Source organism: Variovorax sp. dw_308 (genome assembly GCF_019207085.1).
Classification (GTDB): Bacteria; Pseudomonadota; Gammaproteobacteria; order Burkholderiales; family Burkholderiaceae_C; genus Variovorax.
Genome location: NZ_JAATOM010000003.1, coordinates 232,697 through 251,245, shown reverse-complemented (window position 1 = coordinate 251,245; position 18,549 = coordinate 232,697). Strand labels below are relative to the sequence as shown.

Annotated in this window: 17 protein-coding genes; 10 read left to right on the top strand and 7 right to left on the bottom strand. The window is 66.6% G+C overall.

Features of this window, described 5'->3' with window-relative positions:
* The first annotated feature begins 144 nt into the window (after nucleotides 1-144).
* Nucleotides 145-609, top strand: coding sequence for a thioesterase family protein (locus tag HCU76_RS07610; protein ID WP_218508908.1), 465 nt, complete (start codon nucleotides 145-147; stop codon nucleotides 607-609).
* Between the two features lie 8 nt (nucleotides 610-617).
* On the opposite strand, the gene HCU76_RS07605 is transcribed toward HCU76_RS07610, so the two are convergent.
* Nucleotides 618-1,022: a hypothetical protein gene (locus tag HCU76_RS07605; protein WP_218508907.1), complete on the bottom strand. Its 405-nt coding sequence runs from the start codon at nucleotides 1,020-1,022 to the stop codon at nucleotides 618-620.
* Nucleotides 1,023-1,064: 42 nt separating this feature from the next.
* Nucleotides 1,065-1,298: a CsbD family protein gene (locus tag HCU76_RS07600; RefSeq protein ID WP_213956268.1), complete on the bottom strand. Its 234-nt coding sequence runs from the start codon at nucleotides 1,296-1,298 to the stop codon at nucleotides 1,065-1,067.
* A 180-nt stretch (nucleotides 1,299-1,478) separates the two neighbouring features.
* Between HCU76_RS07600 and pncB the strand changes: the two genes are divergently transcribed.
* From pncB to HCU76_RS07575, 5 genes are read left to right on the top strand one after another with little or no spacing between them, the layout of a single operon-like run.
* The gene (gene pncB / locus HCU76_RS07595) at nucleotides 1,479-2,684 is read left to right on the top strand and encodes a nicotinate phosphoribosyltransferase (protein ID WP_218508906.1); all 1,206 of its coding nucleotides are present in this window, start codon (nucleotides 1,479-1,481) and stop codon (nucleotides 2,682-2,684) included.
* Nucleotides 2,681-4,093, top strand: a complete 1,413-nt coding sequence (locus tag HCU76_RS07590; RefSeq protein ID WP_218508905.1) for a sodium:proton antiporter — start codon at nucleotides 2,681-2,683, stop codon at nucleotides 4,091-4,093. The genes pncB and HCU76_RS07590 overlap by 4 nt, the downstream gene beginning before the upstream one ends.
* A gap of 5 nt (nucleotides 4,094-4,098) precedes the next feature.
* The gene (locus HCU76_RS07585) at nucleotides 4,099-5,088 is read left to right on the top strand and encodes a D-glycerate dehydrogenase (protein ID WP_218508904.1); all 990 of its coding nucleotides are present in this window, start codon (nucleotides 4,099-4,101) and stop codon (nucleotides 5,086-5,088) included.
* A 20-nt stretch (nucleotides 5,089-5,108) separates the two neighbouring features.
* On the top strand, nucleotides 5,109-6,743 hold the full coding sequence (gene rmuC / locus HCU76_RS07580) for a DNA recombination protein RmuC (RefSeq protein ID WP_256354073.1): 1,635 nt from the start codon (nucleotides 5,109-5,111) through the stop codon (nucleotides 6,741-6,743).
* Between the two features lie 49 nt (nucleotides 6,744-6,792).
* Entirely contained in the window at nucleotides 6,793-7,980 is a 1,188-nt protein-coding gene (locus HCU76_RS07575; protein ID WP_218508903.1) for an MFS transporter, read from the top strand.
* Here HCU76_RS07575 and HCU76_RS07570 read toward each other — a convergent pair.
* Both HCU76_RS07570 and HCU76_RS07565 read right to left on the bottom strand, forming a co-directional pair.
* Nucleotides 7,968-8,831, bottom strand: coding sequence for a TIGR00730 family Rossman fold protein (locus HCU76_RS07570; protein ID WP_218508902.1), 864 nt, complete (start codon nucleotides 8,829-8,831; stop codon nucleotides 7,968-7,970). The two genes, HCU76_RS07575 and HCU76_RS07570, sit on opposite strands and share 13 nt — an antisense overlap.
* Nucleotides 8,832-8,903: 72 nt before the next feature.
* On the bottom strand, nucleotides 8,904-9,377 hold the full coding sequence (locus HCU76_RS07565) for an Lrp/AsnC family transcriptional regulator (RefSeq protein WP_218508901.1): 474 nt from the start codon (nucleotides 9,375-9,377) through the stop codon (nucleotides 8,904-8,906).
* Between the two features lie 102 nt (nucleotides 9,378-9,479).
* Between HCU76_RS07565 and HCU76_RS07560 the strand changes: the two genes are divergently transcribed.
* Both HCU76_RS07560 and HCU76_RS07555 read left to right on the top strand, forming a co-directional pair.
* The gene (locus HCU76_RS07560) at nucleotides 9,480-10,640 is read left to right on the top strand and encodes a M20 aminoacylase family protein (protein ID WP_213956276.1); all 1,161 of its coding nucleotides are present in this window, start codon (nucleotides 9,480-9,482) and stop codon (nucleotides 10,638-10,640) included.
* A gap of 8 nt (nucleotides 10,641-10,648) precedes the next feature.
* The gene (locus HCU76_RS07555; RefSeq protein WP_218508900.1) at nucleotides 10,649-11,878 is read left to right on the top strand and encodes a diaminopropionate ammonia-lyase; all 1,230 of its coding nucleotides are present in this window, start codon (nucleotides 10,649-10,651) and stop codon (nucleotides 11,876-11,878) included.
* 215 nt (nucleotides 11,879-12,093) lie between these two features.
* Here HCU76_RS07555 and efp read toward each other — a convergent pair whose 3' ends face one another.
* Nucleotides 12,094-12,648, bottom strand: a complete 555-nt coding sequence (gene efp, locus HCU76_RS07550) for an elongation factor P (protein ID WP_213956278.1) — start codon at nucleotides 12,646-12,648, stop codon at nucleotides 12,094-12,096.
* Between the two features lie 139 nt (nucleotides 12,649-12,787).
* Nucleotides 12,788-13,888 carry an elongation factor P maturation arginine rhamnosyltransferase EarP gene (earP, locus tag HCU76_RS07545; protein ID WP_218508899.1) on the bottom strand — a complete coding sequence of 367 codons (1,101 nt, stop codon included), beginning with the start codon at nucleotides 13,886-13,888 and terminating at the stop codon, nucleotides 12,788-12,790.
* A 38-nt stretch (nucleotides 13,889-13,926) separates the two neighbouring features.
* Between earP and HCU76_RS07540 the strand changes: the two genes are divergently transcribed.
* On the top strand, nucleotides 13,927-14,397 hold the full coding sequence (locus tag HCU76_RS07540) for an OsmC family protein (RefSeq protein WP_218508898.1): 471 nt from the start codon (nucleotides 13,927-13,929) through the stop codon (nucleotides 14,395-14,397).
* A gap of 18 nt (nucleotides 14,398-14,415) precedes the next feature.
* Here HCU76_RS07540 and HCU76_RS07535 read toward each other — a convergent pair whose 3' ends face one another.
* On the bottom strand, nucleotides 14,416-16,398 hold the full coding sequence (locus HCU76_RS07535; RefSeq protein ID WP_218508897.1) for a gamma-glutamyltransferase family protein: 1,983 nt from the start codon (nucleotides 16,396-16,398) through the stop codon (nucleotides 14,416-14,418).
* Nucleotides 16,399-16,587: 189 nt separating this feature from the next.
* On the opposite strand from HCU76_RS07535, the gene uvrC reads away from it, so the two are divergent.
* The gene (uvrC, locus tag HCU76_RS07530; RefSeq protein WP_218508896.1) at nucleotides 16,588-18,537 is read left to right on the top strand and encodes an excinuclease ABC subunit UvrC; all 1,950 of its coding nucleotides are present in this window, start codon (nucleotides 16,588-16,590) and stop codon (nucleotides 18,535-18,537) included.
* Nucleotides 18,538-18,549 lie beyond the last annotated feature (12 nt).

Genomic DNA, 18,549 nt, shown 5'->3' with positions numbered 1-18,549 from the left:
ATCGCTTTTTGTTGCGCCGCAGCATGGAGTGAAGTATAGGCCTGCCGACGATCAAATCAACCCCTTTTTGTTGCGTTGCAGCAATCTAGGTGACTGGTTCTAAATCAACGGGCCAAATGCACGCCGCAGGCAAAATGCCGCGCCATGAGCAGCGCAGCCCGTTCCAGGCCCTTCAAGCCTTCGCCCGATCACCGCAGCCAGTACGCCGTGTTCCGCAAGATCCCAACGCGCTGGTCCGACAACGACATGTACGGCCACGTCAACAACGTCGTCTACTACGGTTGGTTCGACACTGCGATCAACGCCCTGTTGATCGAGCGCGGCGTTCTCGACATCTACCACGGCGAAGTGGTGGGCTTCGTGGTCGAGACGCAGTGCAACTACTTTGCCCCGCTGGCCTTTCCGCAGACGACTGTGGAGGCCGGCATCCGCGTCACGCAGACGGGCCGCTCCAGCGTGCGCTACGAGATCGGCCTTTTTGCCGAGGGCGCCGAAACGGCCGCCGCCCAAGGCCACTTCGTCCATGTCTACGTGGACCGCAAAAGCCAGCGGCCAGTCGAGCTTTCGCCCGAACTGGCCGCGGTAGTTCACACCCTGATGAAGGTGTGACGCAAGCGTCACATCTTCATGGCCTTGATGTCGGCCTTGCCCTTGGCCTCGTCGGCCTTGGCCTGCTTTTCGCAAGCGCTCTTTTCCGCTCCCTTCTGGTCGTCGCACTTTTCCTTGGCGACGGCGTACATCGCGTCTACCTTTTCTTCAGCCACCTTGCGTTGATGGCTCGCGCTGGGCTCGTAGCTTTGTTCGAGTTCGGCCTTGGCAACGTTTTCCTTGCCCTTGGCTTCCTTCATGCACACGTCCTTGGCGTTGTCCTTCATCGTGTCGCACTGGGCCTTGTCGACCTTGTAGTCGGCCTCGATCTTTTCCTTGGCCGCCTTGTATTCGTCCTTCGACATGGCATTCGAGGCTTGCGCGCCGAGCAGGCAGGACGATGCGATGGCAAGCATGAGCAGATGTTTCTTCATGATGGGTTCCTCTAGGGGTAGTTGCTGAAAAAGTGCGGGAGATCAGACGCGTTCGAACCACAGCGCGCTGGGTTCGCGACCGTCGCGCGTTTCCCATTCGCTGACCTGCTTTTCCGCTTCGTCGCGGCTGATGCCATGGCGTTCCTGGATGCGGCCGAGCAACTGGTCGCGCTTGCCGGCGATCACGTCGAAGTCATCGTCGGTCAGCTTGCCCCACTGTTCCTTGACCTTGCCCTTGAGCTGCTTCCAATTGCCCTCGATGGTGTCCTTGTTCATGGCTTTCTCCTTCGTTGCGGTTGAGGCGTCGGCGTGTTTGCCAACGTGGAGGCAATGTGGCTGAGGCACCCGTGCACGACGGTAGGACTTGCAGGGAAGGGCCCGTAGGCACGCGCCGACGCGAAGCGGCATAGCCCGTGATAATGGGCCGGCACAAAGAGACAACACGGTTTTGCACCCATGATCATCAACAGCCTGCTCGACACCGACCTCTACAAGTTCACGATGATGCAAGTGGTGCTGCATCGGTTCCCGGGGGCCCGCGTGGAGTACCGCTTCAAGTGCCGCAATCCGGGCGTCAACCTCGCCCAGTTCGCCAACCAGATCCGCGAGGAAGTGCGGCACCTGTGCTCGCTGGAGTTCAAGGAAGCGGAACTGGTCTACCTGCGCTCGATGCGCTTCATCAAGAGCGACTTCGTCGATTTCCTCGGCTTGTTCCGCCTCAACGAGAAGTACATCCAGATCACGCCGCAGGCCGATGGCCAACTGGACATCCTCATCAAGGGACCGTGGCTGCACACCATCCTGTTCGAGATCCCGGTGCTGGCCATCGTGAACGAGGTCTACTTCCGCAACACGCAGCCCGCTGCGGACTTTTCGGAAGGCCGCCGCCGCCTCGCGACCAAGATCGAGCAGTTGCAGGGCGAGGGCCTGAGCGACCTCAAGATCGCCGACTACGGAACCCGCCGCCGCTTCTCCAAGGAATGGCACGAAGAGGTGTTGCGCACGCTGAGCAGCAAGCTCGGCGTGGTGACGGTGCCGGCCCGCCTCGGCGATCGCAGCCCGCAGCTCGCGGGCACCAGCAACGTGCTCTACGCGATGAAGCTCGGCCTGATCCCGCTGGGCACGATGGCGCACGAATACCTGCAGGCCTGCCAGGCGCTCGGTCCGCGGCTGCGCGACAGCCAGGTGTTCGGCTTCGAGATGTGGGGACGCGAGTACCGCGGCGACCTCGGCATCGCGCTGTCGGACGTGTACGGCATGAGCGCCTTCCTGCGCGATTTCGACCTGTTCTTCTGCAAGCTGTTCGACGGCTCACGGCACGACAGCGGCGATCCGTTCCAGTGGGGCGAGCGCATGCTGGCGCACTACGTGTCCAACCGGGTCGATCCGCGCACCAAGACGCTGATCTTCAGCGACGGACTGACCGTGCCGCGCACCATCGAGCTCTACCAGCAGTTCCGCGGACGCTGCCAGCTGGCCTTCGGCATCGGCACCAACCTCACCAACGACCTCGGCTACGAGCCGCTGCAGATCGTCATCAAGATGATTGCCTGCAACGACCAGCCGGTGGCCAAGCTGTCCGACACGCCGTCCAAGAACATGTGCGAGGACGAGAAGTATCTGGCCTACCTGCGGCAGGTGTTCGAAATCGCACCCGCATGAAGACTGTGGCTCGCGCTGCCGCCACCTTCCTCTTCGTCTCCCTGTTCCCGACGCTGGCCGGTGCGGCCGGGTTCGACGCCGCCGCGCTGTCCCCGCTGTGGGGCGTGCCCTTTGCCGGCATTCTTCTTTCGATTGCGTTGATGCCCTTGCTGGTGCCGGCCTTCTGGCACCACCACTACGGCAAGGTGTCGGCTGCCTGGTCGCTCGCGTTCCTGGTTCCGTTTGCGGTGGCATTCGGGCCCTCGCTGGGGGGCGCGCAGCTGGTGCACGCGCTGCTGGGCGAATACATCCCCTTCGTCATCCTCCTGACCGCTCTGTTCGCGGTGGCTGGCGGCATCTACATTCGCGGCAACCTGCATGGCGCACCGGGGCTGAACACGGGCATCCTTGCCATTGGCGCGGTGCTTGCAAGCCTGATGGGCACGACCGGCGCGTCGATGCTGCTGATCCGGCCGCTGATCCGTGCCAACGACAACCGCAGGCACCGGGTGCACGTGGTCGTGTTCTTCATCTTCATCGTGTCGAACATGGGCGGCTCGCTGACGCCGCTGGGCGATCCGCCGCTGTTCCTCGGCTTCCTGAACGGCGTGGACTTCTTCTGGACCTTGAACCACATCCTGCCGGACACGCTCTTTGTGGTCGGCGTGCTGCTCGTGCTGTTCTACCTGGTCGACCGCCACTACTACCGCAAGGAAGGCGTGCTGCCGGTGGACCCGACGCCCGACACGCGCGGCTTCGGGTTCGACGGTGCCCGCAACTTCTGGCTGCTGGCCGCCATCGTCGGGCTCGTGCTGCTGAGCGGTGCGTGGAAATCGCCGGTGAGCTTCGATGTCCACGGCACCGAGGTCGGGTTGCCAGGCATCGTGCGCGATGTGGGGCTGGTGCTGGTCACGCTGCTGTCGCTCCGGATCACGCCTGACAAGGTGCATGCTGACAACCACTTTTCCTGGGCCCCGATGGCCGAGGTGGCCAAGCTCTTCGCGGGCATCTTCCTGACCATCATCCCTGTGATCGCGATGCTGCGCGCGGGCGTGCATGGCCCCTTCGGTGCGATCGTGTCCGCCGTGACCCAGGCCGATGGCCAACCCGACCCGGCCATGTACTTCTGGGCCACCGGCCTGCTGAGCGCCTTCCTGGACAACGCGCCGACCTACCTGGTGTTCTTCAACACCGCCGGCGGCGACGCACAGGCGCTGATGACCACCCATGCCGACACGCTGGCCGCGATCTCCGCCGGTGCCGTGTTCATGGGCGCTTGCACCTACATCGGCAATGCGCCGAACATGATGGTCCGGGCCATCGCCGACGAGCGTGGCATGGGCATGCCCGGCTTCTTCGGCTACATGGCCTGGTCCGGTGGCATCCTGTTGCCGCTGTTCGTTCTTTTATCCCTCATCTTCTTTCGCTGAACACCATGAGCCAACCCAAGGTACTGATCGCGCGCGGCATCTTTCCCGAGACCATCGCGCGGCTTGAAGAACATTTCGAGGTCGAGTCCAACCAGGCTGACGCACTCTGGTCGAAGGCCGAACTCATCGCGCGGCTGCAAGGCAAGGTGGGCATGTTCAGTTCCGGCACCGAGCGCATCGACGCCGAAGTGCTCGATGCCAGCCCGGACCTGAAGATCGTCTCCAACATGTCCGTGGGCTACAACAACCTCGACATCGACGCGATGACCGCGCACGGCGTGCTCGGCACCAATGCGCCCGACGTGCTCACCGAGACCACGGCCGATTTCGGCTTCGCGCTGTTGATGGCGACCGCGCGCCGCATCGCCGAGAGCGAGCATTTCCTGCGCGCCGGAAAGTGGACCAAGTGGGCCTACGACATGTTCTCGGGCGCGGACATCCACGGCAGCACGCTCGGCATCATCGGCATGGGTCGCATCGGGCAGGGCATCGCGAGGCGCGGCGCGCATGGCTTCGGGATGAAGGTGATCTATCACAACCGTTCGCGGCTCGATGCATCGCTGGAGGCCGAATGCAAGGCCAGCTACGCGGGCAAGGAGGAGCTGCTCAAGACTGCCGACCACGTCGTGCTGGTCGTGCCCTACAGCCTCGCATCGCACCACACCATCGGCGCTGCCGAACTGGCGCTGATGAAGCCGACCGCCACGCTCGTCAACATCGCACGCGGCGGCATCGTCGACGATGCGGCACTGGCCGTGGCCTTGCGAGAGAAGCGTATCGCCGCTGCCGGCCTGGATGTGTTCGAGGGCGAACCCAAGGTGCACCCCGACCTGCTGACGGTGCCGAACGTGGTCCTCACGCCGCACATCGCCAGCGCCACCGTGCCCACGCGGCGCGCCATGGCCGACCTGGCGACCGCCAACCTCATCGGCTTTCTCACCCAGGGCAAGGCGGTGAGCCCGCTCAACCCCGCGGCGCTTGCCGCCAAGTCTTGAACGAACAGAAAACGCGTTGAATGAGCGATTGGAATGCATGGATGGTGCCGGCCGCGCTGGCGGCGGTGGCGCTGCTGGTGGGACTGTTGGCGGGCTGGCTTTTTGGCGGCGCCTCGGCGCGGCGCAGCGCGCAGGAGTCCCTGAAGGAGCAGGTGGACGAGGCCCGCGCGCAGGCGCTGCAAATGGCAACCGCGGAGGCCGAGGGCAACCTGCGTCCGCAGATCGCGGTGGCGCAGGAGCGGGCGCGTGGCGTGGAGCAGGAACTCGGCACGCTGCACGCTGAATTCGCCGACCTGCGCGCACAGTCCGACGATTGGCGGGACGCGTTGGACAACGTGCGCGACGAGCGCGCGCAACTGGCCGAGCGGGCCGAGCGCGTACCGGTGCTCGAGCAGGCGTTGATGCAGGAGCGCCACGCGCACGACGCGCTTCGCAACGAGGCCAGCGCGCTGCGCACGCAGGTGGCCGAGTTGAAGACGCAGATGGAAGCAGACCGGCACGAGGCCGAGAAAGTGCAGGCGCTGCAACGCGCGCAGGCCGAAGAAAAGCTGGCCTACCTCCATGAAGCGCGCGAAGCGCTGGCCAACCAGTTCAAGGCGCTGGCCAACGACATCCTGGAGGAGAAGAGCAAGCGCTTCGTCGAGCAGAACCAGACCAGCCTGGGCGCGTTGCTCGATCCGCTGCGCATGCGGCTGGCCGACTTCCAGGGCCGTGTCGAGCAGTTCTACGACACCGAGGGCAAGCAGCGCTCCGCCCTGGCCCAGCAGGTGACGCAACTGATGGAGCTCAACCAGTTGCTCGGCGCCGAGGCCCGCAACCTGACGCAGGCACTCAAGGGCTCGTCCAAGACGCAGGGCAACTGGGGTGAGCTGATCCTCGAGCGCGTGCTCGAGGCATCGGGCCTGCGCCGTGGCGTCGAGTACCACGTGCAGCAGAGCCACACGCGCGAGGACGGCTCGCGTGCGCAACCCGACGTGATCATCCACCTGCCGGAAGACCGCAAGCTGGTGGTCGATGCCAAGGTGTCGCTGCTGGCCTACGAGGAATGCGTCAGCGCGGAATCCGACGAACAGCGGCATTCGGCCCAGCGCAGGCACCTGGCGTCCATCCGCACTCATATCGACGGGCTCTCGAGCAAGCGCTACGAGCAGCTCTACAGCCTGAAGTCGCTCGACTTCGTGCTGATGTTCGTGCCGATCGAGCCTGCGTTCATGCTGGCCGTGTCGGCCGACGACCAACTGTTCATGGATGCCTGGGCCCGCAACGTGCTGCTGGTCAGCCCTTCGACGCTGCTGTTCGTGGTTCGCACCGTGGCGCATCTCTGGCGGCAGGAGCAGCAAAGCCGCAACGCGCAGGACATCGCCAAGCGCGGCGCCGAGCTCTACGACAAGCTGGCAGCCTTCGTCGGCGACCTGGAGCGCGTGGGCAAGTCGCTCGACCAGGCCCAGGCCGCGTACGGCGAGGCGTTCAAGAAGTTCAGGAGCGGCAATGGCAATGCGATCCGGCAGGCCGAGATGCTGCGTGCGCTCGGCGTGAAGCCGACCAAGTCCTTCAGCGCGGCCACCCTCGACGCGGCCATCCCGGAGGCGGGCCTCGAAGCGCCCGAGCCCGGATTGCCCATGATCGGCCTCCCGGAAGACCTCCCGCAGAAATGAAGGCCTTGCGCAGCGTCGCAGGGGCGCAACCGATCGATCGGCAGGTGCGATGACGCCTGAACTGCTGCGCCTGATCGTCGCGCAGGTCTGCCTGCACGCCGCCATGACCGGCACGCGGCTGGCCTCGCCGTTGCTGGCGCTGAAGGAGGGCTACAGCGCCGCCACGGTGGGCGCGCTTCTGTCCTTGTTCGCGCTCACGCAGGTGTTCCTTGCGCTGCCTGCAGGGCGCTTCGCCGATCGCCACGGGTTGCGGCTGCCGCTGCAGATAGCGGTGGCGGCCGCCACGTCTGGCGCAGCGCTGGCCGCCTTGTTCCCGGTGCTGCCGGTGCTCTGCCTGGCCGCCTTGCTGACCGGCGGCGCGACCGGCATCGCCCTGATTGCCTTGCAGCGACATGTCGGCCGCGCCGCGACCAACCCAACGCAGCTCAAGCAGGTGTTCAGCTGGCTCGCCATCTCGCCGGCGGCCGCCAACTTCGTCGGACCCTTCGCGACCGGCCTTTTGATCGACCATGCGGGCAGCACGCCCGGCGACCTGGTCGGCTATCGCGCGTCCTTCGTGCTGCTGGCCGTGCTGCCGGTCATCTGCTGGCTGCTCGCGCGTGGCACGCAGGAGCTGCCGACGGCACCCGCGGTGCCCGGTGCGCCGAAGCCGCGCGCCTGGGACCTGCTGCGCGAGCCGATGTTCCGTCGCCTGCTGTTCGTCAACTGGCTGCAGTCGGCCTCATGGGACGTGCACACCTTCGTGCTGCCGCTGCTGGGCCATGACCGCGGGCTGAGCGCGTCGGTGATCGGCTCGGTGCTCGGTGCCTTCGCGGTGGCTGCGGCGGCCATCCGCGTGGTGCTGCCGATGGTCGCCTCGCACCTGAAGGAGCGCACCGTCATCACCGCGTCGAACATCCTCACGGCGCTGGTGTTCGCCGTCTACCCGCTGATGACCACCGCCATCGGCATGGGCGCCTGCTCGGTCGCGCTCGGCGTGGCGCTCGGCGCGGTGCAGCCGATGGTGATGAGCATGCTGCACCAGATCACGCCGCATGCGCGGCACGGGGAGGCGCTCGGCCTGCGGGTGATGACGCTCAATGCGTCCAGCGTCGCGATGCCGATGCTGTTCGGCGCGGCCGGTTCGCTGATCGGCATCGCGGGCGTGTTCTGGCTGGTGGGCGGCATCGTGGCCGCGGGGACGCGGGCGGTGTGGGGGCTGAAGGTGCCCCCGGCACCCGCCGATCACAGCTTGTAGAACTTCTTGATGTAGTCCCACGCATCCGCGGGCGCATCGACGTACTCGAACAGGTTCACGTCACCGGGCGAGATCACGCCTTCGTCCACCATGAAGTCGAAGTTCACCAGCTGCTTCCAGTAGTCCGAGCCGAACAGCACGATCGGCACCGGCTTCGACTTGCGGGTCTGCACCAGCGTGATGATCTCGAAGAGTTCATCCATCGTGCCGAAGCCGCCGGGGAAGGCCACCAGCGCCTTCGCCCGCATCATGAAGTGCATCTTGCGGATCGCGAAGTAGTGGAACTTGAAGCTCAACGCCGGCGTGACATAAGGGTTGGCTGCTTCCTCCATGGGCAGCGCGATGGCCAGCCCGACGTTGAGGCCGCCGCCTTCGTAGGAGCCGCGGTTGGCCGCCTGCATGATGCCGGGACCGCCGCCGGTGCAGATGAAGAGCTTGTCTTCCGGTTCCTTGTCGTTGCTGTACTCGGCCACCAGCTTGCCGAAGGCGCGGGCCTGTTCGTAGTAGTGCGAACCGCGCGCGAGCTTGCGCAGGCGCTCGACCAGCGGCGCGTCGCCGGCCGCTTCCGCCTGCGCGATCAGGGCGCGCGATTCTTCCTCGCTGCGAAAGCGCGCGCTGCCGAAGACCACCACCGTGTTCTCGATGCCGTGCTTGCGCATCTCCAGGTCGGGCTTCATCAACTCCAGCTGCATGCGGATGCCGCGCGTTTCCCGGCGCAGCAGGAACTCGGGATCGGCGAAGGCGATGCGCGACGGATCCGGGTCCAGCGGCAGGCCGCTGTCGGCGTGGGTCTGCAGCGTGGCCCATGCATCGGCCAGGCGCTTGTCGTGAAGGTTGTGGGTCTTGTTCATGGCGGTGCGGCGAAGAAGAAGTGGACTTGATTGTGCGCGTTGCAGGATGCGGGCCAACCCCTTTTATGAGGGTCAGGCCGGCGGCTCGGCGAGCGGTATGCGCGTCTCGAACTTGGAGCAGTTCATGGCGAAGGTGCTCTTGAAGTTGCGCACGTTGTTGTTCGATGAAAACACCTCGCGCGTGAAGGCGTGGTAGCGCTCCATCGAGGCGGCATTCACCACCAGCAGGAAGTCGAATTCGCCCGACACCTCGTAGCAGGCCATGACGTCGGGCTCCGCGCTCATGCGCTTCTCGAAGTTGCGAAGGAGGGCATCGTTCTGCTTGTCGAGCTCGACCGACACGAACACCGTGAGCGGCCGCCCGACCTTGAGCCGGTCCACGATCGCCACCTGCTTGAGCAGCACACCCGATGCCTTGAGCTGGGCGATGCGGCGCTGGCAGGTCGCGGGCGAGGCGTTGACCTTGTCGGCCAATGCGCGCAGGCGCAGCGAAGCGTCCTGCTGCAGCGCGTCAAGGATCTGCGTGTCGAGGCGATCGAGGTTCATGCGGCGATCTGTTTCATCCGGCGGGCAAAGTCGAGCCAAATGCAGCAAAAGAGGGGCGGGAATGGTAAATCCATTCACCCGCCCGTTCCTAAGATCACTGCCATGAGCACCACCACCTTCGACCAGCAACTCGTGCGCTGGCGCCATCACCTGCATCGCCACCCCGAGACCGGCTTCGAGGAGAAGAAGACCTCCGACTATGTCGCCAGCGTGCTCAATGCGCTGGGCCTGGAAGTGCATCGCGGCATCGGCGGAACGGGCGTCGTTGCCAACCTGAAGGTGGGCGATGGCCAGGGCGTGATCGGCTTGCGCGCCGACATGGATGCGCTCGCGATCACCGAGGACGCCGCCGGCCGGGTGCATGCCTCGCAGGCACCCGGCCGCATGCACGCCTGCGGCCATGACGGCCACATGGCGATGGTGCTGGGCGCGGCGCAATTGCTGGCGGAACGGCGCGACTTCAACGGCACGGTGCGCTTCATCTTCCAGCCGGCCGAGGAACATGGCCGCGGCGCCAAGGCGATGATGGACGACGGCCTGTTCCAGCGCTTCCCGGTCGACGAGATCCATGGCGCGCACAACATGCCGGGCATGCCTGCCGGTCACTTCGCCACCCGCGCGGGCGGCATCATGGCCAGCGAGGACAACTTCGTGATCCGCATTACCGGCCGCGGTGGACATGCGGCCCGGCCGCACATGGGCGTGGACCCGCTGGTGATCGGCGCGGAGATCGTGCTGGCGCTGCAGACGGTGGTGGCGCGCTCGGTCGACCCCGGCATGTCCGCTGTCGTGTCCTGCACCGAGTTCATCACCGACGGCATCCGCAATGCCATCCCGACGCGCGTCACGATCAAGGGCGACACCCGCAGCTACGCACCCGAGGTGCAGGCGCTGCTGGAGCGGCGCATGCGAGAGATTTGCATGGGCATCTGCCAAGCCCACGGAGCCGAATGCAGCTTCGAGTACACGCACGAGTTCGCGCCGACCGTGAACTGGCCCGAATGCGTGCCGACCGCGCTGGCCGCCGCCACCGCCATCGTCGGCGCCGACAAGGTCGATGCCAACGTGCAGCCGATGATGATCTCCGAGGACTTCGGCGCCTTCCTGCGCCACGTGCCGGGCGCCTTCGTCTTCATCGGCAACGGCGATGCGGGCCAGGGCGGCGTGCCGCTGCACAACGCGCGCTACGACTTCAACGACAGCGTGCTGCCCGTGGGCGCCCGCTACTTTGCCGAACTGGCGCGCATCCGCCTGCCGCGCTGAAAGTCACCATGCTGATTGCCAACACGCGCGCCCGGCGCGGCGCCTACCAGCCCGCGCTCGCGCAGGTCATGAACATCGCCACCGCCCGCGAGAGCCGTCGCTGGCTCTCGCACTGGCCGGGCCTCAACGCCGGCGCGACGCCGCTGCGGACGTTGCCCGGGCTGGCGCGGCGGCACGCGATCGCCAGGCTGGACCTCAAGGACGAATCCGCGCGCTCGCCACTGGGCAGCTTCAAGGTGCTGGGCGCCCCCATCGCGCTGCTGCGCTTGGTGCTGCGCCGTTGGCCCGACAGCGGCTTCAAGCCCGCGGACCTGTTCGCCGGGCGGCATGCGCGGGCGTTGCGCGATTTCACTGTCATCAGCGCCACGGACGGCAACCATGGCCGCGCGCTGGCCGCCGCCGCGCAGAGCCTCGGCTGCCGCTGCGTGATCGTGCTGCATGCCCAGGTGAGCCAGGAGCGCAAGGACGCGATCGCGGCTTTCGGTGCAACCATCGTGCGCATTGCCGGCAACTACGACGCGTCGGTGCGGGAGGCGGCGCGGCTGGCCGAGGCCAACGGCTGGCAGGTGGTCTCCGATACCTCGTACGAAGGCTACGAAGAGATCCCGCGCGACGTGATGCAGGGCTACGCGGCCATCGTCGACGAGTTGCTCGAACAGCAACCGGCAGTCGAGTGCCCCTGGACGCACGTGATCCTGCAAGGCGGCGTCGGCGGGCTGGCCGCCGGCATCGTGGGCTACTTCTGCGAGCGCTTCGGCGCCGCGCGGCCCCTCTTCATCGTGGTCGAACCGGAGCAGGCCGATTGCCTCATCCAGAGCGCCCGCCTGGGCCGACCGGCGCTCGCGACCGGGTCGGTCGATTCGGTGATGGCCGGCCTGGCCTGCGGCCAGACCTCGCCCCTCGCATGGCGCTTCCTGGAGCCGGCCGTCGACTTCTTCATGACGATCCCCGACGCCGCGGCAGTGGCCGGGATGCGCACGCTGGCCGATGGGGCGGAGGGGGACATGCCGGTGCTGAGTGGCGAGTCAGGCGCAGCGGGCCTGGCTGCGCTGCAAAGTCTGGCTGGGACGCCGCCATCGCGCCTGCAGGTCGGCCTGGATGGCGACTCGCGCGTCCTGCTCATCAACACCGAAGGCGCGACCGCGCCAGCGGTGTACCGCGAACTCGCTGGCCGATCCCCCGCAGATGTGCTGGCCGCGCAGGCCGACTGGCTCGCCGCGCATCCAGGGCGGCCCTGAGCAAGTCTTCCACGCGGCGCGGGGCCTCACACAGGTCCGGAACCTGTCCAGTCAGCGCCTGGCCCGGGCGCCGATCAAGCGCAATCGAGGTGCGTCCGGAGCTTTCTCTCGCTCCAGAAAGTCTTGGAATTCCTTTCGCGACCTTCGCGTTCGGCTGTCCGACCCAAAAACAAAAAAGGCCCCTTCCGGAGCCTTTCAAGTGTGCGGGGTAAGCCTCAGACGCGCTTGCGGTACTCGCCCGTGCGCGTGTCGATTTCGATGCGATCGCCTTGCGCCACGAACAGCGGCACACCCACTTCGAAGCCGGTCGAGATCTTGGCCGGCTTCATGACCTTGCCGGAGGTATCGCCCTTGACGGCGGGTTCGGTCCAGGTCACTTCGCGCTCGACGCTGGTCGGCAGTTCGACCGAGATGGCCTTGCCGTCGTAGAACACCACTTCGACCGGCATGCCGTCGTCGAGGTAGTTGAGCGCGTCGCCCATGTTCTCGGCTTCGACTTCGTACTGGTTGAACTCTTCGTCCATGCAGACGTACATCGGGTCGGCGAAGTAGGAGTAGGTGCACTCCTTCTTGTCGAGCACGATCTGGTCGATCTTGTCGTCGGCCTTGAACACCACTTCGGTGTTGAAGTTGGCGATCAGGCTCTTGAGCTTCATGCGCACGGTGGCGGAGTTGCGGCCGCCGCGGCTGTATTCGGTCTTGAGGACGACCATCGGGTCCTTGCCGTGCATGATGACGTTGCCAGCGCGGATTTCTTGAGCGATTTTCATATCAGGGTCTCTGGATGTTGGGCCGCTCGGAGCGACTGCAGACGGAGGGCCTGAAGCTGCATGGTTCCCGCGGCGGGTTCAGCGAAAAGGGAGCGGGACCAGATGAGAATCCGGCCCGAATTTCGCAAAGCCCGCAATTTTAGCTTTTTTGCGAAATCAGACTGCGCAACTGTGTCACCAGATCGTTCTGTTGCAACAGCCGGTCGCGCGCGGACTGGGCATTGGCGCGCCATTCGGCCAGCGTCTCCCGGTCGAGCAGCGGCATCGGGCCGGCCTCGAATCCGTTCCAGATCGTGTGGCCATGGCGCAGCGAGGCGGGGGCGCCGAGCCAGTCCAGGAAAGCTGCCAGCTTGATGTGGTGCGCATCGTCGTCCTGCGGGTAGATCTGCCAGACCATCGGCGCGCCGGCCCAGATGGCCCGCACGAAGGAATCCTCGCCCCGGACGAAATTCAGGTCACAGGCCCACAGCAAGTGGTCGAAATCCGGTTGTGCAAGGTGGTGGAGGTAGGAGATGGACAGCGCGCCCAGCCCGCCCGGCAAGCGCTCCATGCCCCGCCGGGAGCCAGTGATCGCCTGGACCGCCTGCGCTGCACGGCCCGGTGTGACCAGCAGGCGCGTGGGCGTCGGCCCGGCGGCAAGCTGCGCCAGCAGGTCCGCCAGCGCTGGCGGCTCGTAGCAAAAGAGCGAGACCAGCCGCTCGCCCTGCCATTCGATGCCCCGCGCGACCAGCCAGGCCGCGCGGTCGAAGGCTTCCTGCTGCGCCGTCAGGTCGGGCTCGCGCAGGAGGCCGCCGGTGGCGGTGGTGAATCCCGGATAGAAGAATCGCTTCGACAGGCCCTCGCCCGGCCCGCGGAACACCGGGGACGGCAAGCCGTGCAGCCGCTCGACATAGGGCTCGGCGGAAAGGTACTCGAGGTTGATCCAGGGCCGCGCGGGCCGGCCCTCCGACGCCGCCTCCGCGAACCGCGCGATCAGTTCCGGCGCCGGATCGCATCCGAATGCCTCGATAAGCACGTCCGGCGCCAGCGCCGCTGCAGCCTCGACCACGGCCGCCGGCGCGCGCCAGTCGACTACCTCCACGCCGGCAAGCCCCACCGGCGCCATCCATTCCAGCGCGGCGCCATCGTCCACCCAGAGCCGCACGCCGTCGCCCTGCGCGGCCAGCTGGCAAGCCAGCCGCCAGCACACGCCCAGGTCGCCGTGGTTGTCGATGACTTTGCAGAAGATGTCCCAGCGCATCGCGGTTACTCTACAGCCCCGAATCGAGGTCCCTCGCCATGGCCGTCTATACCGCTGAAATCCATTGGGAACGTTCCGACCAGGACTTCCTGGACAACCGCTTCAGCCGCCGCCACCTGATCCGCTTCGACGGCGGTGCGACGCTGGCCGGCTCGTCCTCGCCGCACGTCGTGCCGCTGCCGATGTCGGACGCATCGGCGGTCGATCCTGAAGAGGCCTTCGTTGCCTCCTTGTCGAGTTGCCACATGCTCTGGTTCCTGTCGATTGCGCGGGACCGGGGCTTCAGGGTCGATCGCTATCGGGACAGCGCCGAAGGCAAGATGGCGCGCAACGAGGAGCGGCGCGTGGCCATGACCGTGGTCACGCTGCGGCCCAGCGTCGCCTTCTCGGGCGACCCGCAGCCATCGCGCGAGCAGGTCGACGCCATGCATCACGAAGCGCACGCGCAGTGCTTCATCGCCAATTCGGTGAAGACCGACGTGCGTTGCGAACCGGTCCACGGCGATTGACCTGCGCCCGGTACTGCGTCAGCGCGCCGGCGCGTCACCCAGCACGATCCCTTCGCGCCGTGGATCGGCCCCCCCTGTCAGCACCGTCACGCCGTGCTCCTTCTTGCGGATGATGGTGGAGATGCCGCTGCTCTGCGCGGCGGTCGACACCGTGTGGCCCAGCGCCCGCAGCCCCGTGATCAGCGCATCGTTGTTGCCGCCGCTGGACGTGTCGATGGCAGGATGCTCGCCGCCGACGTTGGTCGTCGGGCTGTTGGCCGCGCCGAAGTCGACCAGCGACGTGGCCTGTTGCGCGTCGAGGCCCCAGTCGAGCGCACCCACCGTGGTCTTGACGACGTACTGGATGATCGTGCCGCCGCCCGGCGAGCCGGTGGCCATCAGGAAGTCGCCCGTGTCGCTGCCCTTGAACACCAGCACCGGCGCCATCGTGCTGCGCGGGCGCTTGCCCGGCGCCACGCGATTGGCCACCGGTGCGCCCGTCGCATCGACCGGGGATGCGCTGAAGTCGGTCAACTGGTTGTTCAGCATGATCCCGCGCGCCATGTGATAGGAGCCGAGCGTGGATTCGACCGTCGTCGTCATGGTCACCACATTGCCTTCCTTGTCGACGATCGAGAGGTGCGTCGTGCCTTGCTCGACCGTCTTGTCGATGCCCAGCGGCGGCGCGCCGAAGTCGCCCGCGCTGGCCGTGCCCATGCTCCTAGTGAGGCTGATCAAGGCGGCGCGCGAGCTCAGGTAGTTCTTGTTGAGCAGCGTGTCGGGACTGCCGCCGGGCAGTGGCACGAAGTCGGTGTCGGCCACGTACTTGTCGCGGTCCGCATAGGCCAGGCGCTCGGCCTCGCTCACCAGGTGCACGCCCATCACGGCGGGCTTGCCGCCTTCGAGGTCGATGTTGCCCGGCGGATAGTTGCCGAGCGGGAAGTTCTCCAGGATGCCGAGCGTGGACAGCACGCCGATCCCGCCCGACGAGGGTGGCGACATGCTGCAGACGTTGTAGCTGCGATAGGTGGCGCACACCGGATCGCGCCGCTTGGCCTGGTAGTTCTTGAGGTCGGCCAGCGTGGTCTTGCCGGGCGTGATGACCGAGCCGTCCGCGCCCTGAGTCGCCTGGATCTTGGCCACGATGGCCTCCGCGATCGGGCCGGTGTAGAGCGCATCGGCGCCTTGGGTCGCCAGCGCCTTCAGCACCTCGGCATAGGCCGGGTTGGTGAGCGTCGTGCCCAGGGGCTTCGGGTTGCCGGCGGCGTCGAGGAAGTAGGCCGCGGCCTCGGCGTCACGCTTCAGGTTCGGGGCCGACAGCGCGATGGCCGCGGCCATGCGTCCGCCGATCTTGAAGCCGTTGGTCGCGAGGTCGGTGCCTTCGCCGAACAAGTCCTTCCAAGGCAGCTTGCCGTGGTCGCCGTGCGCGAGGGCGAGCATGCGCATCACGCCCGGCGTGCCGATCGAGCGCCCGCTGGCGCGGGCATTGGGCAAGGGCGCCGTCGGGTCCGAGGCGTCGTCGACGTAGCGCAGGTAGTTGCCGGTGGCAGCTGCCGGCGCGGTTTCGCGGCCGTCATAGGCCTGGACCTTCTTCGTCTTCGCGTCGTAGTGCAGCAGGAAGGCGCCGCCGGCCAGGCTGCTCGATTGCGGTTCGACCAATGCCAGGACGGCCTGCACCGCGATGGCCGCGTCCGTCGCGCTGCCGCCGGCCTTGAGCACGTCGCAGCCGGCGCGCGTCGCCAGCGGGTGGTTGGCCACCACCATGTAGCTTTTGGCCGTGACCACCTTGTGCCCGACGACATAGCCGGAAGCCGGTTCCGGCAGGGCAGGGTCGCCGGCCAGGCCGGATCCGACCGTGACCGAGCCGCCCGACGTGCTGGTCTGGCAACTGGCGTCCACCGCCACGGGCGGCTGCGGCGTGATGGGGAAATAGGCGCCGTTGTTGGAGTCTCCGCCGCAGCCGGCGAGAGCGAGTGACAAGGCGACCGGTGTGGCGAGCCACCAGGGATATCGGGTTTTCATGAGGCAATCCAGCGTTGGTTTTTTTCGATGCCTCGGCGCGTTGCGCCGGGCCCTCCCGCGTGCCGCACAAGGCGTGCGGCAGCCAGAACATCCTGCTTGAGAAAATGCTGGAATACAAGGCCGACACTACCGAGTGCAGAGCCAGGGCGCACCATGATCGCGCTCGCAGCCCAAGCCACAATAGCCGCCATGTCAGACGTGCATTCCGATCAACTCCTCAGCGAAGTCGCGGCCCTGCCGCAGCTCCCGGGCGTCTACCGCTACTTCGATGCGGCTGGCGCGGTGCTCTACGTGGGCAAGGCGCGCAACCTGAAGAAGCGCGTGGCCAACTACTTCCAGAAGAGCCACGGCGGCACGCGCATCGGTCACATGATCAGCAAGATCGCGCGCATGGAAACGACTGTGGTGCGCTCCGAGGCCGAGGCGCTGCTGCTCGAGAACAACCTCATCAAGTCGCTCAAGCCCAGGTACAACATCCTGTTCCGGGACGACAAGAGCTACCCCTACCTGAAGATCGCCTCGCACACCTTCCCGCGCCTGGCGTACTACCGCGGCGCGACCGACCGCAAGCACCGCTATTTCGGCCCTTATCCGAGCGCCTGGGCCGTAAAGGAGTCGATCCAGTTGCTGCAGAAGGTCTTCAAGCTGCGCACCTGCGAGGACACGGTCTACGCCAATCGCACCCGGCCCTGCCTGCTCTACCAGATCAAGCGCTGCACCGGCCCTTGCGTGGGCTACATCACGCCCGAGGCCTATGCGCAGGACGTGGCCAATGCCGAGTCCTTCCTCATGGGCGACACGCAGGCGGTGCTCGGCCAGCTCGAAGGCCGCATGACCGCGCATGCCGAGAAGCTCGAGTTCGAACAGGCTGCCGAACTGCGCAACCAGATGTCGGCGATCTCGCGTGTGCTGCACCAGCAGTCGATCGAGATCGCATCGGACAAGGACGTCGACATCCTTGCCGTGAAGGTGCAGGGCGGAAAGGCCTGCGTCAACCTGGCGATGGTGCGCGGCGGCAGGCATCTGGGCGACCGGGCCTACTTCCCTGTGCATGTGGAGGACGCCTCGCTCGTCCACCCTGACGAACTGGACGAAGGCAGCGCGCCTGCTGCGGCCGATCCGGTCGAAGTCCAGGTGCTCGAAGCCTTCATCGCCCAGCACTACATCGACGTGCCGGTGCCCGCCACGCTGGTGCTCAGCGAACTGGTGAGCCGCTCGCTCATCGAGGCGGTGTCGCAGCAGGCCGGCACGCGCGTGACGGCAGTGTTCCAGCCGCGCGAGCAGCGCCGCCACTGGCTCGAGATGGCGCAGACCAACGCGGGCCTCCAGCTGGCCCGCCTGCTGGCCGAGGAAGGCTCGCAGCAGGCGCGCACGCGTGCGCTGGTGGATGCGCTGGAACTCGCGCCTGACGACCTCGACAGCATGCGCATCGAATGCTTCGACATCTCGCACACGGCTGGCGAGGCCACGCAGGCCTCGTGCGTGGTGTTCGAGAAGCATGCGATGCAGAACCGCGAATACCGCCGCTACAACATCGAGGGCATCACGCCCGGCGACGACTATGCCGCCATGCGCCAAGTCCTGACCCGGCGCTACGGCCGGCTGGCCGAGACCATGGCCGCCGAGACCGACGCGCCCACGCCTGGCGACGGCGGCGGTGCCGACGCACCCGCCGGAACCAAGGCCGCGCGCATGCCCGACCTGGTGCTGGTCGATGGCGGCAAGGGCCAGGTCTCGATGGCGCGGGAGGTCTTCAGCGAACTGGGCCTGCCGCTGTCGCTGATCGTCGGTGTCGAGAAGGGCGAGGGCCGCAAGGTCGGCCTCGAAGAACTCGTGTTCGCCGACGGCCGCGAGAAGGTCTACCTCGGCCGCGACTCCGCCGCCCTCATGCTCGTCGCCCAGATCCGCGACGAGGCCCATCGTTTCGCCATCACCGGCATGCGGGCCAAGCGCGCCAAGGTCCGCGTGGGCGGCAGCCAGCTCGAAGACATTCCGGGCATCGGTCCCAAGCGGCGCGCCCGCCTGCTGCAGCGCTTCGGCGGAATCCGCGGCGTTGCGGCGGCCAGTGTCGAGGACATCGCGTCGGTCGAAGGCATCGCCCTCGACCTTGCGGAAGACATCTACAAGGCCCTTCACTAATCCAAGTCACAA